Source organism: Ensifer sp. 1H6 (assembly GCF_001976035.1).
GTDB classification, from domain to species: domain Bacteria; phylum Pseudomonadota; class Alphaproteobacteria; order Rhizobiales; family Rhizobiaceae; genus Ensifer; species Ensifer canadensis.
Map to the genome: position 1 here is coordinate 91878 of NZ_MOAI01000012.1, position 14484 is coordinate 106361.

Here is a 14484-nt window from a genome sequence, read left to right on the forward strand (position 1 = left end):
AAGAGGACAACGAAAACGCCCCGAAGGATTCGACGACGATGGCCAAGACCAACCTCACCCTCGAGCTTCTGCTGCTCGCTCTTCTCGCAACGCTTTGGGGCGCATCCTATACCTTCATCAAGATCGGCGTCGAAACCATTCCCCCGGTGACGCTGATTGCCGCCCGCACGCTGATCGCCGGCACCATCCTGCTCGCCGTCCTCCGCTTTCGCGGCATCAAGCTGCCGCGCGACGCAGCCACATGGAAGCGCTTCCTGTTCCAGGCCTGCCTCAACAGCGTCTTCCCGTTTACCCTGATCGCCTGGGCAGAGCAGACGATCGACGCCGGCGTCGCCTCGATCCTCAACGCCGCCACCCCCATCTTCGCCTTCCTGCTGACGGCGCTGATCACCCGCCACGAGCCGGCATCGACAAGAAAGCTGATCGGCGTCGTGGCCGGCATGGCCGGCATCAGCCTGATCATCGGCGTTGAAGCCTTCGGCGGCCTGGGTGACCAGCTGCTGGCCCAGCTTGCCGTGGTCTTCGCAACCGTCTGCTACGCCGGCGCCGCCATCTTCGGAAAGAGCTTCAGGGGCCTCGACCCGATGGTTCCGGCCGCAGGCTCGCTCCTTGCAGGTGCCGTGCTTCTCATCCCCGCAAGCCTTGTCATCGACCAGCCATGGACGCTTGCCCCTTCCGCTCAGTCGGTGATCGCGCTCGTCTGCTTGGCGGTGTTCTCGACGGCGCTGGCCTTCGCCATCTATTTCCGGCTGATCCAGACGCTCGGTTCGGTCGGCGCTACCGCGCAAGCCTACCTGCGCGTTCCCGTCGGGGTCACCATCGGCGTTCTCTTTCTCGGAGAAAGATTGTCGGACACGATCTGGATCGGCCTTGCCTGCGTCGTCATCGGCGTCGCAGCCATGACCATCCCGGCGCGCCGGGCCGGCCGGCCCTTGCCGATCGCGGCTAGTCTCAAGGCCAAAACGGAAAAGGCGCAGCGATTGCCCCGCTGCGCCTTTCGTCAGTCACGGCGCTATGTCGATCAGTCCTTGCGCTTGCGGCAATAGAGCTCGAGCCGGTGACGAACCAGGTCGTAACCGAGTTCGGCGGCGATCTCCGCCTGCAGCTGCTCGATCTTGTCGGAGCGAAACTCGATCACAGCGCCGGTGTCGATGTCGATCAGGTGGTCATGGTGCGGAGCGTCGGCCGTCTCGAAACGGGCGGTGGCACTTTCAAAGGCGTGGCGATGGACGACGCCCTGGTGCTCCAGCGCCGACAGTGTCCTGTAAACCGTCGACAGCGAAACGGTGGCATCGATTTCCTTGGCGCGGCGGTGCAATTCGCTCGCATCCGGGTGGTCTTCGGCGGTCGCGAGAATCTTCAGGATTGCCGCACGCTGCCGCGTCACGCGCACACCACCATCTCTCAGGACGCCTTCCAGCTCTTCGATGCGATTTTTGTTCTGTTTCATGGTCGTACACTAGCCAAGGCCGATAAGTTTGAAAATAGCTAGTTGCGAATGCTTCTCATGTGCATTGACTTATGCAAATCATTCGCCTAGTCCTGTGAACGACAACATCGGGGAGTATGGAATGATCGATCACACGAGACGCGCGATCCTGGTTGCCGCCACGGCATTGGCAGGTTTCGCGCTCGTTCCGGGTGCCGCTTGCGCGCAGGAAAAGTTCAAGGCCGTCACCACCTTCACGGTGATCGCCGACATGGCCAAGAACGTCGCCGGCGACGCGGCAATCGTCGAATCGATCACCAAGCCCGGCGCCGAGATCCACAACTATCAGCCGACGCCGCGCGACATCCTGAAGGCGCACGATGCAAAGCTGATCCTCTGGAACGGCCTCAATCTCGAACTCTGGTTCGAAAAGTTCTTCCAGAACTTCGACGAGGTGCCCGGCGTCGTGGTTTCTCAAGGGATCGAGCCAATGGGCATCGCGGAAGGCCCCTATAGCGGCAAGCCGAACCCACATGCCTGGATGTCGCCTTCGGCGGCGCTGATCTATGTCGACAACATCCGCGACGCTTTCGTCAAATACGATCCCGGCAACGCCGAGACCTACAAGGCCAATGCCGAAGCCTACAAGCAGAAGATCGAGGCGGCGATCGCCCCTATCCGCGCCGAGATCGGCAAGATCCCGGAAGACAAGCGCTGGCTGGTGTCGAGCGAGGGCGCCTTCAGCTACCTCACCCGCGACTTCGGCATGAAGGAACTCTATCTCTGGCCGATCAATGCCGATCAGCAGGGCACGCCGCAGCAGGTTCGCAAAGTCATCGACGCGGTGCGCGCCAACAATATACCGGTCGTCTTCTCCGAAAGCACGATTTCGCCCGACCCGGCACAGCAGGTGGCGCGGGAAACCGGCGCAAAATACGGCGGCGTGCTCTATGTTGATTCCCTGAGCGAAGCGGACGGTCCGGTACCGACCTATATCGACCTCTTGCGCGTCACGTCCGAAACCATCGCGAAAGGCCTTTCGCAATGAACCTTCAGGTAAAACCTCGCTCCGGCCCGGAAGCCGCCTCCGGGGATGCAGGCGGTGGCATCCGCGTCTCCGGCGCGACCGTGACCTATCGCAACGGCCACCGCGCGCTTCTCGATGCCTCCTTCGAGATCCCGACCGGCACGATCACAGCACTGGTCGGCGTCAACGGCAGCGGCAAGTCGACCCTCTTCAAGGCGATCATGGGCTTTGCCCGGCTGGCGCGCGGAGAAATCTCCATTCTCGGCCTTTCGGTCCAGGAGGCGCTGAAGAAGAACCTTGTCGCCTATGTTCCGCAAGCCGAAGAGGTCGACTGGAATTTTCCGGTTCTGGTCGAGGACGTGGTGATGATGGGCCGCTACGGCCATATGAACATGCTGCGCATCCCGAAGAAGGCCGACCATGAGGCGGTGGGGGCCGCGCTTGCCCGTGTCGGCATGAGCGACTTCCGCAAGCGCCAGATCGGTGAGCTCTCCGGCGGCCAGAAGAAGCGCGTGTTCCTGGCGCGCGCCCTTGCCCAGGACGGCCGCGTGATCCTGCTCGACGAGCCCTTCACCGGGGTCGACGTCAAGACCGAAGATGCCATCATCCGCCTGTTGATCGGCCTGCGCGACGAGGGCCGCGTCATGCTGGTCTCGACCCACAACCTCGGCAGCGTGCCGGAATTCTGCGACCGGACCGTTCTCCTGAAGAACACGGTGCTGGCCTATGGCCCGACGGAAACCACCTTCACCCGCGAAAACCTCGAACTCGCCTTCGGCGGCGTCCTCAGGCATTTCGTGCTCGGTGGCGACAGCCTGCATGACGACGCGGATCCGCGGCAACTGTCCGTCATCACCGACGACGAGCGTCCGCTGGTGATGTATGGCGCCAAGGGGCAGATGGTGTCGCAACCGGCCAAGCCTGAGAGCGACCCGGAGGCAGCAGGCAAATGATCGCCACGCTCTTCGAGCCCTTCACCTACAACTACATGGTCAACGCCATGTGGGTCAGCGCGCTGGTTGGCGCCGTCTGCGCCTTCCTGTCGTCCTATCTGATGCTGAAAGGCTGGTCGCTGATCGGCGACGCGCTCTCGCACTCGATCGTTCCGGGCGTTGCCGGCGCCTATATGCTCGGCCTGCCCTTCTCGCTCGGCGCCTTCTTCTCCGGCGGGCTTGCGGCCGGCGCGATGCTGTTTCTCAACCAGCGCACCCGGTTGAAGGAAGACACCATCATCGGGCTGATCTTCACCTCGTTCTTCGGCCTCGGCCTGTTCATGGTGTCGCTGTCGCCAACCTCAGTAAACATCCAGACGATCGTTCTCGGCAACATCCTCGCCATCACGCCTGCCGACACGTTGCAGCTTGCGCTGATCGGCGTCATCTCGCTGATCATCCTGACGGCCAAGTGGAAGGATCTGATGGTCACCTTCTTCGATGAGAGCCACGCACGCTCGATCGGTATCCCGACGACCTTCCTGAAGGTGCTGTTCTTCACGCTGCTGTCCGCCTGTACGGTCGCCGCGCTGCAGACGGTCGGCGCCTTTCTCGTCATCGCCATGGTGGTGACACCGGGCGCCACCGCCTATCTGCTCACCGACCGCTTTCCGCGGCTGATCGTCATCAGCGTCGCGATCGGCGCGCTCACCAGCTTCTTCGGCGCCTATTTCAGCTACTTCCTCGATGGCGCTACCGGCGGCATCATCATTGTGCTGCAGACGCTGATCTTCCTCTTTGCCTTCGTCTTCGCGCCCAAGCACGGATTGCTGGCTGCCCGCAGGCGCAGCGCCGAAGCCCTGGAGGTCACGCAATGATCTCGCTCGACCTTTTGCTTGCCGTCTTCGAATTCGAGTTCATGCGCAATGCGCTGCTGATCTCGGTCCTGGTGGCGATCCCGACGGCCCTGCTCTCCTGCTTCCTCGTGCTCAAGGGCTGGTCGCTGATGGGCGACGCCATCTCGCATGCGGTCTTTCCCGGCGTCGTCATCTCCTACATCGTCGGCCTGCCGCTCGCCGTCGGCGCCTTTGCCGCCGGCATGTCCTGCGCGCTTTTGACCGGCTACCTCAAGGAAAACAGCCGCATCAAGCAGGACACTGTCATGGGCGTGGTGTTCTCCGGCATGTTCGGCTTCGGCCTGGTGCTCTACACCAAGATCCAGAGCGACGTGCATCTCGACCATATCCTCTTCGGCGACATGCTCGGCATCGGCTGGCCCGACATCATCGAAACCGGTCTGATCGCCCTGGTGGCAACCGGGATCCTGGCGGTAAAATGGCGCGACTTTCTGCTGCACGCCTTCGACCCCGCACAGGCCAAGGCCGTCGGCCTGCGCGTCAACTGGCTGCATTACGGGCTCTTGGCGATCCTGTCGCTCACGATCGTCGGCGCGCTGAAGGCCGTCGGCCTGATCCTTGCCATCGCCATGCTGATCGCGCCCGGCGCCATCGCGTTTCTGATCACCCGCACCATGGGCAGCATGCTCATCGTTGCGGTGCTGGTGGCAACCGTCGCCTCGTTCTCAGGCGTCTATCTCTCGTTCTTCATCGACAGCGCCCCGGCACCGACCATCGTGTTGTTGATGACCGTGATCTTCCTCGCAGCTTTCCTCTGGTCGTCCTGGCGGACGGCCCGCATCGAGGCCCAGCGAACGACGGTCGAATGAGGGCGGGGCTCCCCTCCCCCCGGGAAGGGAGCCTCTCCACTGCAACCTCAATGGCTCGGATGCAGCGCGTCGTTGAGATACATGCAGGTCAGCATGGTGAAGATATAGGCCTGGATGACCGACATCAGCAGTTCCAGACCCGTCAGCGCCACGGTCATCATCAGCGGCATGACCGCGCCGAGCGTACCGAGCGCGCCGAAGCCACTGAGGCTGACGACGAAGCCGGCGAACACCTTGAGCGTGATGTGACCGGCGAGCATGACGGCGAAAAGACGAACCGAATGGCTGACCGGGCGCGACAGGAAACGACCTCGATCGGGATGATGATCGGCGCCAGCACCAAAGGCACGCCCGACGGCATGAACAGCCTGAGAAAGCCGAAACCGTGTTTAATCAAGCCGTAGAGCGTCACGGTCAGGAACACGAGCAGCGCCAGCGCAAAGGTCACCGCAATGTGGCTCGTCACGGTGAAGGCATAGGGAAACATGCCGATTAGGTTGGCGACCAGGATGAACATGAACAGCGAGAACACCAGCGGGAAGAAACGCATGCCGTGCTCTCCGGCATTCTCGCGCAACGTCTTCGATACGAACTCGTAGAGGATCTCGGCCGCCGACTGGGCAAGGTTCGGCACCAGGCCGCGCCTGCGCGTCGAAAGGATCAGGAAAAGGCTGGCGATCGCCACGGTCACGGCCATGTAGACGGCCGAATTGGTAAAGCTGATGTCGTGTCCGCCGACCTCGGCGATGTGGAAGAGCGACTTGATCTCGAATTGTTCGATGGGTCCGGCCATCATGAACCTCGTGCGTTGGCAACGGAGCAACCACGGCGCGGCGGCGCGGGCGCATCAATGTGTGTGGGAAGCGGGTGAAAGCCGATCGCGAGACGGGGCGCGATGGCGCCCGAAGCAAACGTTCAGCTCTGTCAGGAAGGAAAAGCTCACGCGGGCGTGCCGCAGGCCAGGATGCTGCATGATGCGATCGACTCCATTATCTCAAGCGGTCGAGATAGTGGGGCCGTCCCCAGGCGAAGCATCGACGCGGGTCGTCCCGCGTGCGCCTGACCTAGAGACAATTTTTGATGAGGTCAAGCCGAGACGATACCTGCCGATAGGCCTGCGGCATCGGGGCCGGCATCAATCTGCCCGCCGAGGCTCAGCCAAATTGCCGATGGTCGGCAAGCACCTGCTCGATCACCGCCAAGCTCTTTTCCGCTTCGGCGGAGTTGGTACCGGGAAGACCAGCATAGACGATCAGCGCCTTCCACAGGGTCCAGCCGCGACCGCGCGCCCAGGTGCCGGCGTCGAGCGCCACGCCGGCGCGAAACGCCTCCCGGCTTTGCCCGTGGAACAGCGTCCAGGCAATGGCAAGGTCGCAGGCGGGATCACCGATACCCGAGGTGCCGAAATCGATGACTGCGCTCAGGCGACCGTCTTCGACCAGCAGATTGCCCCAACTGATATCGCCGTGGAACCAGACCGGCGCGCTCTGCCAGCTTGCCGCCAATGCGGCCTCCCAGACATCGCGCGCCGCTTCCGTGTCGATGCGTCCCTCGAGCGCGACGAGCGCGCGGCGGGTTTCCTCGTCATAATGGGCAGGTGGCCCGCCGCGAAGGAAATTGTGCGGGCCAGGCAACGGCCCGCCGCGCGCATCGACCTGCCGCAAGGCGACAAGAAAGCGCGCCAGATCCTGCGCAAAGACCTTGAGGTCGCCGATCCGATCATCCGTCGCCGTCTCACCCGGCCGCCAGCGATAGACCGACCACGGCCATGGATAGCCCTCGCCTGGCACGCCCCTTGCCAAGGGCACCGGGATAGGCAGCGGCAGGTGCGGCGCCAGCTTCGGCAGCCAGAACTGCTCCTTTTCCACCTGCAGCGCATAGGACTCAGCACTCGGCAGACGCACGGTCATGTCTCGCCCGAGATGGAAGGTCCTGTTGTCCCACCCGCCGGGCAGCACCGGCCTGATGTCGAGTGCGGCCCACTGCGGAAACTGTGCAGCGATCAGGCGCCGGACGAGCAGCGCGTCGATGGTGGGAGTGATCGTCGATTGATCGGACATAACGGGACAAATGCCTCACGCCAGAAACTCGGACGCCTGTTTTAGCCGATCGTCGCCTGTTCGCAACTTTTCCGCTCGGGGATGGCGAACGGACAACCCGATCCAGCCGAAACGCGTCGCCTTCAACCTGCCTTCGTCGAGCACCACACCGGGCCGGACGCGTCACCGTCCCGATGGTCGCATGGATATTGTCTGCCAGGCGGATTCCGGGAATGATGGAAGTGGAAAAGGACAGGCCGTCTTCCGGTCGCCGTGGGATGATCGCTTTACCCCGCATCACAATCTGATATTTTCAACTCCACCGAATTTTCGGCCTTTTTGATAACCTGAGATCATGGAACACCGGCTGCTCGACCGCATATCGCTGGAGGCTTTTCGCGTTTTCGACGCGGCCAGCCGGCATATGAATTTTTCCGGCGCCGGTCGCGAGATCAACATCACTCATGCCGCCGTCAGCTGCCGCGGCAAGGACCTGGAATTGACGCTGCTGGGCGAGCGGCTGTTTCAGCACGTACGGGCGATCATCCCCGCTGGCACCTGTCGCCGCTGATGGCAGAGGAGCTCTCGTCGGTCACATCATCAGACTATCTCGCTTCGCGCGCCCTCGACGCGGAAAGGCTGGCCTCTCTCGGCCTGCCCCGCAACCGGCCATCGAGGGACGAGGCGCTGCGCCTGCACGCCGCACTCGGAAGATCGACATGAGCGGCGGACGCGGAAAGGCGACGACACCGCCAAAACAGCCGAGCCGCACCGGCATCGCCTTCTTTCTCGTTGCCTTTGCATTGATCGCAACAGTGATCCTGGCGACCGCTCTGCTCGCCAACGGACAGAGGAACCTGAGACAGTTGCTGAAGGCACTCGATCTTCCGACGACGTTTCTCGATCCGGAGAAGCCGGTGGCGCAGGCCCCGGAGGTCCACGTCAAGCGACAGCCGCCGCGCATCGCCCTGCCGGTCTGGACGTTTCAGGATCTGCAGACGCCGGAACAGCAGTTCCTGCGGGTGCTCCGCAGCGATCCCCGCGCTCTCTGCGATGAGCTGCGCGAGGCCGGATTCCGCGAACTCGAATGGAAATCGAGCGCCGGCGAGCGTGGCCAGTGGGAATGCTCCTCACTCGTATCCTTTCCGCGCCCTGGGGTCGACAAGATCTCGTCGATCTTCATTTTCATCAAGGGCAACGGCGAAGAAGAGATCACCTCGTTTCGCGCCAAGCTCAACATCGAGCGCCCGGAGGACGCGCAGGTGGTGACAACAAGCGCCGCGCGCGCCGCGTCGGTCTTCCTCGACCATGTCCGCTGGGCCGATGGCGGCAGCATTGCGCTGCAGATCCAGGCGTTGAAGGAATTTGACGTAAAGCGCTTCGGCAGCCGCGTGCAGTTCAAGCGCGAAACGGACGAGACCACGGCACGCTACAATTTCCTCGCCAACCAACCGGCCCGCGCCCGCCCGAAGAGCATTGCCGAACTCTATTTCGACCGTGAAAAATGGCTCGCCTATGGCAACGCCGATGCGCGTAGCTTCGTTCTCGGCCCGACGGCGTGGAATGGCCCGGCGAAGATACCCGAAGGCGGCGACGCCGTAGCAGACCCGGCATCACCAGAGGGTGCCGGCACTGCGAAGGCAAACACTGACGCAAGACCCTGACTTGAAGCGCGTCGCGGTCTCTACAGCGGCGCGCGTCTTATTGGACGCTGCGCTTTAAGCTCGTGTTTCGCGCATGTCGTTATCGCAAAGCCGCTACGCACTTTTGCGCGACATGCTTGAGGTCAGCGATCGATCCGGGTCGAAAGGATGATCGACGACAGCGTGCGGTCGACACCGTCGATTTCACCGATACGATCGATCAGCAGGTCGAGTTCGCTGATCGATGCTGCCGCAACGACGGCGATAAGGTCGAAGCTACCGCTGACGGAATGAAGGGTGCGGATCTCGCGGATGGCAGCAAGTTCCGGGGTGACGCGGCTGAGTGCCCTTGGCGCGATGGTGATCAGCACATGCGCCTTGACCAGACCCTTCTCATAGCTCTCCGACAAGCGGACGCCATAACCGGCGATCACGCCCTCGCGCTCCAGCCGCTCGATCCGGGCCTGCACGGTCGTCCGCGACAGGCCGAGCCTGCGGGCAATCGTTGCTGTCGGCATGCGGGCGTTTTCGCTGAGCACGGCGAGGAGCTCGCGATCCTTGTCGGTAATCTGCATTTCGTCGGTCCATATAGGCATTCTGCCGAATATCTATAGGCGATTTAGTCATATTACAGCTTCAAATCAACAACTCTCGGTCGGACAATAGGGTCTGAAACGCATTTCATACCCTGGGGGAAAGTCATGAAGGACATCGTCGTCATCGGAGCAGGCAAGATCGGCTCCACCATTGCTCGCATGCTCGCGCACACCGGCGATTACAGCGTCTGCGTTGCCGACCGTAGCGCCGAGCAGCTGGGCCAGATCGAGAAGCATGCCGCCATCACGACGGCAGCCGTCGATATCGGCGACAAGAAGGCGCTCGTTGCCCTTCTCTCCGGCAAGTTCGCCGTTCTCAGCGCCGCCCCGTTCCACCTGACGGTTGCCATTGCGGAAGCCGCTGCCGAAGCCGGCATCCACTACCTCGACCTGACCGAAGACGTCGAATCCACCCGCCAGGTCAAGGCGATCGCCGCCAAGGCCAGCACCGCCTTCATTCCGCAGTGCGGCCTCGCACCGGGCTTCATCTCCATCGTCGCCAATGACCTTGCCAGCCGCTTCGAGACGCTCGAAAGCGTGCGCATGCGCGTCGGCGCGCTGCCGCAGTACCCGTCGAATGCGCTCAACTACAACCTGACCTGGAGCACCGACGGCGTCATCAACGAGTATATCGAGCCCTGCGAAGCGATCGTCGAAGGCAGCCTGATCGAAGTTCCCGCCATGGAAGAGCGCGAAGAATTCTCGCTCGACGGCGTGACCTACGAAGCCTTCAACACCTCGGGCGGCCTCGGCACGCTCTGCGAATCGCTGAAGGGCAAGGTCCGCACCCTGAACTACAAGACGATCCGCTATCCCGGCCATGCCGCCATCATGAAGGCGCTGCTGAACGACCTTGGTCTGCGTCATCGCCGCGAAGTCCTCAAGGACATCTTCGAAAACGCGCTGCCGACCACCACCCAGGACGTCGTCGTGATCTTCGTGACGGTTTCGGGCTTCCGCGAAGGTCGCCTGATCCAGGAAACCTACGCCAACAAGGTCTATAGCGGCGTCGTCGCCGGCCGCATGCAGAGCGGCATCCAGATCACCACCGCCGGCAGCATCTGCGCCGTGCTCGATCTGCTCGCCAACGGCAAGATCGCATCCAAGGGCTTCGTTCGCCAGGAAGACATCGCTCTCGATACCTTCCTCGCAAACCGCTTCGGTCACTACTACGCCCAGAAGGGCGAGACAGAACGCGTCGCCGGCTGAGGCCACTCGGCTCGTCTGCGCTGACTATAATGCCCGGGTCCTGCCCGGGCATTTTTTATGTGTCGAACTGAACGTCGCCGCTTCGATTACCGCGGTTTCGACCCGAAACGTGTTGGATGGCCGTATTATGTCCGGCCGAACTCATCCTCGATGCGGATGATGTCGTCCTCGCCGAGATAGGACCCGGTCTGAACCTCGATCAGCTCCAGCGGGATCTTGCCTGGATTGTGCAGTCGGTGGACGGTCCCCTGCGGGATATAGACGGACTCGTTTTCATGCAGCAGACGGGTTTCGCCGGCCATGGTGATCTCCGCCGTGCCACGCACGACAATCCAGTGCTCGGCCCGATGATGATGCTTCTGCAGCGAGATCTTCTTGCCGGGGCTGACCTTCAGTCGCTTGACCTCGTAGCGCTCGCCGCTGGAGACCGAAGAGACCGCGCCCCAGGGCCTGTAGGACGTCGGGTGCTCCTGTGTAAGCCCTAAGGTTGCCTGCGACCGTGCGAGCACCTTGACGATGTTTCCAACGCTCTGGCTGTCTTCCAGGCGCCCGACATAGACGGCGTCTTCGCTGGCGATCACGGCGATATCGTCAAGCCCCTGCACAGCAAGGTGGATGTCGCGGGAGAGCACTAATGAGTTGCGCGTGTTCGCTACCGTCGCCTTGTCGGTAACGACATTGCCGTCACCGTCCTTGCGACCGATCTTCCACACGGCATCCCAGCTGCCCAGATCCGACCAGGCGAATGAGGATGGAACGACGGCAGCGCGAACGGTCTTTTCGAAGACCGCGTAGTCGACGGAAATATCCGGCGCCTTGGAGAAGGCCTTCGCTTCCAGCCGGCTGAAATCGAGATCCTTGCTGGCGCCCTCGACGGCCGCCTTTGTCGAGGCATAGACGTCAGGCGCATAGAGCTGCATCTCGTCGAGGAACACCTTAACCGGCAGCATGAACATGCCGGAGTTCCAGAGATAGCGCTCGGTCGCCAGCATCGCCTCTGCCTTGGCGCGATCCGGCTTCTCGACGAAACGGGCAACCCTGTTGGCGCCGGCCGGCAACGCTTCCCCAAGTTCGATATAGCCGTAGCCGGTCGCGGGCTCCGTCGGAGTGATGCCGAACGTCACCAGTTCACCGGCCTCGGCTGCCAGCTGCGCCCGCAGCATGCAATCGATGTAGACCGCTCCGGCATCGATCTCGTGATCGGAGGCGAGCACCTGCATGATCGCCGCCTCCCCGAACTTGGCGAGCACGACGAAGGCGGCCGCCGCCAGTGCCGGCGCCGTGTTGCGTGCCACCGGCTCGAGCAGAATATCGCTGAGCGGCGCATCGACGGCGCGCGCCTGTTCGGCGACGATGAAGCGGAAATCGCTGTTGGTGACGATGATCGCCGGCTCATACAGCCTGCTATCGCTCACCCGTTCCAGCGTCTGCTGGAACAGCGATCGATCGGACAGGATCTGCAGAAACTGTTTCGGCGCGCCCGAGCGCGACAGCGGCCACAGGCGCGTACCTTTTCCACCCGCCATGATCACGGGAACGATCTTAGACGTCATGCCAAGCCTCTGCGCGCATCGAACGAGAGTCCATCCATACAGGACCGATGCTAAAGAATGCCTGAAGCCGGCCGTGCAAACAAACCGCACCAAAGGTGAGGCATGCCCCTCACTTCGGATAGGACGCCAGCTTGCCCATCGTCTTACGCCGTACCAATTCGCATCGGCACAACGATGAGGCGGCTCTGTCGCGGCCATCGCGGGCAACAAAAAACCCCGCTCGAAGGCGGGGCTTTTTCATTGGTTTATCCCGTCGGGATGTCCCTTTCAGGCCGGGATCACGATTTCCCCGAGCTTCGTCAGTTCGGCGATGAACTGCTCGGCGCGCGTCTTCTTCTCGTCGCCGGCACCGTCCAGCTCGGCACGGACCGCCTCGATGCGCTTTTCAAGCGCGGTGCGGTCGAGTTCGTCGACGTGCACGGCGGATTCGGCAAGCAGAGTGCAGCCGGTCGGCAGGATATCGGCAAAGCCGCCGAAGACGGCGAACCGCTCGGTCTTGCCGTCAGCCGTTTTCACGGTAACGACGCCGGGCTTCACCGTCGTCATTGTCGGGGCATGATTGGCCATCACGGTCATCTCGCCCTCGGTCGCCGGAATGACGACTTCCGTCACCTTCTCGGAGAGGAGCAGGCGCTCGGGGGAAACAAGCTCAAAATTGAAACTGTCGGCCATGACCATTCACTTCTCGTGGGCGCGCCACCTGAGGTGGCAGGCTGTGCATGTCTTCCCTGCTCCGCAATATGGCGGAACGCAGGATGAAAGCCTCGGCGCATCGCTGCGCCGAGGCTCACGATGCTATCAAGCGGCTTCTGCAGCCAGCTTCTTGGCCTTTTCGACCGCTTCTTCGATCGAGCCGACCATGTAGAACGCGGCTTCCGGAAGATGGTCGTAGTCGCCGTTGACGAGGCCCTTGAAGCCCTTGATCGTGTCTTCGAGAGCGACGAGCTTGCCCGGAGAACCGGTGAAGACTTCGGCCACGAAGAACGGCTGCGACAGGAAGCGTTCGATCTTACGAGCGCGGGCGACGGCCAGCTTGTCCTCTTCCGACAGTTCGTCCATGCCCAGGATGGCGATGATGTCCTGGAGAGACTTGTAACGCTGCAGGGTCGTCTGGACCTTACGCGAAATCTCGTAGTGCTCTTCGCCGACGATCATCGGGTCCAGCATGCGCGACGTGGAGTCGAGCGGGTCAACGGCCGGGTAGATGCCCTTTTCAGCGATCGAGCGCGACAGAACCGTCGTTGCGTCCAGGTGGGCGAACGAGGTTGCCGGCGCCGGGTCGGTCAAGTCGTCGGCCGGAACGTAAATGGCCTGAACCGAGGTGATCGAACCCTTGGTCGTCGTGGTGATGCGTTCCTGCATCTGACCCATGTCGGTCGCCAGCGTCGGCTGGTAACCCACGGCCGATGGAATACGGCCGAGCAGAGCCGAAACTTCGGAGCCTGCCTGAGTGAAGCGGAAGATGTTGTCGACGAAGAACAGAACGTCCTGGCCCTTGTCGCGGAAGTCTTCAGCGATCGTCAGACCGGTCAGAGCGACGCGAGCGCGGGCGCCCGGCGGTTCGTTCATCTGGCCGTAAACGAGGGCTGCCTTCGAGCCTTCGCCGCCGCCGAGCTTGTTAACGCCGGACTCGATCATTTCGTGGTAGAGGTCGTTGCCTTCGCGGGTACGTTCACCCACGCCAGCAAATACCGAGTAACCACCGTGCGCCTTGGCGACGTTGTTGATCAGTTCCATGATGAGAACGGTCTTGCCGACGCCTGCGCCACCGAAGAGGCCGATCTTGCCGCCCTTTGCGTAAGGAGCGAGAAGGTCGACGACCTTGATGCCGGTGACGAGGATCTGCGCTTCCGTCGACTGCTCGACGTAGGACGGCGCGTCCTGGTGGATGGCGCGCTTGCCCGACGTGATCAGCGGACCAGCTTCGTCGACCGGCTCGCCGATGACGTTCATGATGCGGCCGAGCGTTTCATCGCCAACCGGAACCGTGATCGGTGCCCCGGTGTCGGTGACCGGCTGACCGCGGACGAGACCTTCGGTCGAGTCCATGGCGATCGTGCGGACGGCGTTTTCGCCGAGGTGCTGCGCGACTTCGAGAACGAGGCGGTTACCGTGGTTCTCGGTTTCCAGTGCGTTCAGGATCTGCGGAAGCTGGCCTTCGTCGAACACAACGTCGACGACGGCGCCGATGACCTGCGTTACGCGACCGACAGCGCCGGCTGCCGCAACTGCGGTCTTGGCGGAAGCTGCCTTCCTCGGTGCAGCCGGCTTCTTCGCCGCTGCGGTTTCTTTCGGGGTAGCTGCCTTAGCCATAATCCTTACCCTCTTCT

The 14484-nt window shown here is 62.4% G+C and carries 14 protein-coding genes and 2 pseudogenes; 8 read left to right on the forward strand and 8 right to left on the reverse strand.

All coding sequences use genetic code 11. The features are described 5' to 3' along the window. Positions 1-38 precede the first annotated feature (38 nt). Positions 39-917, forward strand: a pseudogene (locus tag BKP54_RS15975) (EamA family transporter); the annotation flags it as partial. Positions 918-1021: 104 nt separating this feature from the next. On the opposite strand, the gene BKP54_RS15980 reads toward BKP54_RS15975, so the two are convergent. Further along, complete coding sequence (locus BKP54_RS15980) at positions 1022-1450, reverse strand: Fur family transcriptional regulator (RefSeq protein WP_025425052.1); 429 nt, start codon at positions 1448-1450, stop codon at positions 1022-1024. Positions 1451-1571: 121 nt separating this feature from the next. Here BKP54_RS15980 and BKP54_RS15985 point away from each other — a divergent pair, with 121 nt between their 5' ends. Genes BKP54_RS15985 through BKP54_RS16000 form a run of 4 tightly spaced genes read left to right on the forward strand, consistent with a single transcriptional unit; the run spans position 1572 to position 5114 of the window. Next, the gene (locus BKP54_RS15985; RefSeq protein ID WP_057210835.1) at positions 1572-2477 is read left to right on the forward strand and encodes a metal ABC transporter substrate-binding protein; all 906 of its coding nucleotides are present in this window, start codon (positions 1572-1574) and stop codon (positions 2475-2477) included. Further along, the gene (locus BKP54_RS15990) at positions 2474-3409 is read left to right on the forward strand and encodes a manganese/iron ABC transporter ATP-binding protein (protein ID WP_025425054.1); all 936 of its coding nucleotides are present in this window, start codon (positions 2474-2476) and stop codon (positions 3407-3409) included. Before BKP54_RS15985 ends, BKP54_RS15990 begins: the two co-directional genes overlap by 4 nt. Continuing rightward, complete coding sequence (locus BKP54_RS15995) at positions 3406-4266, forward strand: metal ABC transporter permease (RefSeq protein WP_025425055.1); 861 nt, start codon at positions 3406-3408, stop codon at positions 4264-4266. Before BKP54_RS15990 ends, BKP54_RS15995 begins: the two co-directional genes overlap by 4 nt. Then, the gene (locus tag BKP54_RS16000) at positions 4263-5114 is read left to right on the forward strand and encodes a metal ABC transporter permease (RefSeq protein ID WP_025425056.1); all 852 of its coding nucleotides are present in this window, start codon (positions 4263-4265) and stop codon (positions 5112-5114) included. Before BKP54_RS15995 ends, BKP54_RS16000 begins: the two co-directional genes overlap by 4 nt. A gap of 47 nt (positions 5115-5161) precedes the next feature. Here the strand turns inward: BKP54_RS16000 and BKP54_RS37305 are convergent, their stop codons facing one another. The 3 genes and pseudogenes from BKP54_RS37305 to BKP54_RS16010 form a co-directional block, all read right to left on the reverse strand. Beyond that, on the reverse strand, positions 5162-5284 hold the full coding sequence (locus BKP54_RS37305) for a F0F1 ATP synthase subunit A (RefSeq protein ID WP_348272080.1): 123 nt from the start codon (positions 5282-5284) through the stop codon (positions 5162-5164). Next, positions 5239-5910 (reverse strand): annotated as a pseudogene (locus BKP54_RS16005) (F0F1 ATP synthase subunit A). The gene BKP54_RS37305 and the pseudogene BKP54_RS16005 overlap by 46 nt, the downstream one beginning before the upstream one ends. A gap of 358 nt (positions 5911-6268) precedes the next feature. After that, a complete protein-coding gene (locus BKP54_RS16010) occupies positions 6269-7174 on the reverse strand; it encodes an aminoglycoside phosphotransferase family protein (RefSeq protein WP_025425057.1) in 906 nt (301 codons plus the stop codon). A 334-nt stretch (positions 7175-7508) separates the two neighbouring features. Here BKP54_RS16010 and BKP54_RS36535 point away from each other — a divergent pair, with 334 nt between their 5' ends. Together BKP54_RS36535 and BKP54_RS16020 are read left to right on the forward strand one after the other, a co-directional pair. Then, positions 7509-7724 carry a LysR family transcriptional regulator gene (locus BKP54_RS36535; RefSeq protein ID WP_025425058.1) on the forward strand — a complete coding sequence of 72 codons (216 nt, stop codon included), beginning with the start codon at positions 7509-7511 and terminating at the stop codon, positions 7722-7724. 148 nt (positions 7725-7872) lie between these two features. Beyond that, positions 7873-8817 carry a DUF6030 family protein gene (locus BKP54_RS16020; protein ID WP_245317841.1) on the forward strand — a complete coding sequence of 315 codons (945 nt, stop codon included), beginning with the start codon at positions 7873-7875 and terminating at the stop codon, positions 8815-8817. A gap of 122 nt (positions 8818-8939) precedes the next feature. On the opposite strand, the gene BKP54_RS16025 is transcribed toward BKP54_RS16020, so the two are convergent. Further along, the gene (locus tag BKP54_RS16025) at positions 8940-9371 is read right to left on the reverse strand and encodes an Lrp/AsnC family transcriptional regulator (protein ID WP_038575742.1); all 432 of its coding nucleotides are present in this window, start codon (positions 9369-9371) and stop codon (positions 8940-8942) included. A gap of 126 nt (positions 9372-9497) precedes the next feature. Between BKP54_RS16025 and BKP54_RS16030 the strand changes: the two genes are divergently transcribed. Beyond that, on the forward strand, positions 9498-10601 hold the full coding sequence (locus BKP54_RS16030) for a saccharopine dehydrogenase family protein (RefSeq protein ID WP_025425061.1): 1104 nt from the start codon (positions 9498-9500) through the stop codon (positions 10599-10601). Positions 10602-10726: 125 nt separating this feature from the next. Here the strand turns inward: BKP54_RS16030 and BKP54_RS16035 are convergent, their stop codons facing one another. From BKP54_RS16035 to atpD, 3 genes are all read right to left on the reverse strand, one after another. Further along, positions 10727-12154, reverse strand: coding sequence for a mannose-1-phosphate guanylyltransferase/mannose-6-phosphate isomerase (locus BKP54_RS16035; protein ID WP_025425062.1), 1428 nt, complete (start codon positions 12152-12154; stop codon positions 10727-10729). Positions 12155-12421: 267 nt separating this feature from the next. Further along, positions 12422-12826 carry a F0F1 ATP synthase subunit epsilon gene (locus tag BKP54_RS16040; protein WP_025425063.1) on the reverse strand — a complete coding sequence of 135 codons (405 nt, stop codon included), beginning with the start codon at positions 12824-12826 and terminating at the stop codon, positions 12422-12424. A gap of 126 nt (positions 12827-12952) precedes the next feature. Continuing rightward, positions 12953-14467 (reverse strand): F0F1 ATP synthase subunit beta, encoded by a 1515-nt coding sequence (gene atpD / locus BKP54_RS16045; RefSeq protein WP_025425064.1) that lies wholly within the window; start codon positions 14465-14467, stop codon positions 12953-12955. Between the last annotated feature and the right edge of the window lie 17 nt (positions 14468-14484).

Bases quoted from the DNA above. Each gene is read 5' to 3' on its own strand.
- BKP54_RS15980 (WP_025425052.1), bottom strand. From the start codon at position 1,450: ATGAAACAGAACAAAAATCGCATCGAAGAGCTGGAAGGCGTCCTGAGA.
- BKP54_RS15985 (WP_057210835.1), top strand. From the start codon at position 1,572: ATGATCGATCACACGAGACGCGCGATCCTGGTTGCCGCCACGGCATTG.
- BKP54_RS15990 (WP_025425054.1), top strand. From the start codon at position 2,474: ATGAACCTTCAGGTAAAACCTCGCTCCGGCCCGGAAGCCGCCTCCGGG.
- BKP54_RS15995 (WP_025425055.1), top strand. From the start codon at position 3,406: ATGATCGCCACGCTCTTCGAGCCCTTCACCTACAACTACATGGTCAAC.
- BKP54_RS16000 (WP_025425056.1), top strand. From the start codon at position 4,263: ATGATCTCGCTCGACCTTTTGCTTGCCGTCTTCGAATTCGAGTTCATG.
- BKP54_RS37305 (WP_348272080.1), bottom strand. From the start codon at position 5,284: ATGCCGCTGATGATGACCGTGGCGCTGACGGGTCTGGAACTGCTGATG.
- BKP54_RS16010 (WP_025425057.1), bottom strand. From the start codon at position 7,174: ATGTCCGATCAATCGACGATCACTCCCACCATCGACGCGCTGCTCGTC.
- BKP54_RS36535 (WP_025425058.1), top strand. From the start codon at position 7,509: ATGGAACACCGGCTGCTCGACCGCATATCGCTGGAGGCTTTTCGCGTT.
- BKP54_RS16020 (WP_245317841.1), top strand. From the start codon at position 7,873: ATGAGCGGCGGACGCGGAAAGGCGACGACACCGCCAAAACAGCCGAGC.
- BKP54_RS16025 (WP_038575742.1), bottom strand. From the start codon at position 9,371: ATGCAGATTACCGACAAGGATCGCGAGCTCCTCGCCGTGCTCAGCGAA.
- BKP54_RS16030 (WP_025425061.1), top strand. From the start codon at position 9,498: ATGAAGGACATCGTCGTCATCGGAGCAGGCAAGATCGGCTCCACCATT.
- BKP54_RS16035 (WP_025425062.1), bottom strand. From the start codon at position 12,154: ATGACGTCTAAGATCGTTCCCGTGATCATGGCGGGTGGAAAAGGTACG.
- BKP54_RS16040 (WP_025425063.1), bottom strand. From the start codon at position 12,826: ATGGCCGACAGTTTCAATTTTGAGCTTGTTTCCCCCGAGCGCCTGCTC.
- atpD (WP_025425064.1), bottom strand. From the start codon at position 14,467: ATGGCTAAGGCAGCTACCCCGAAAGAAACCGCAGCGGCGAAGAAGCCG.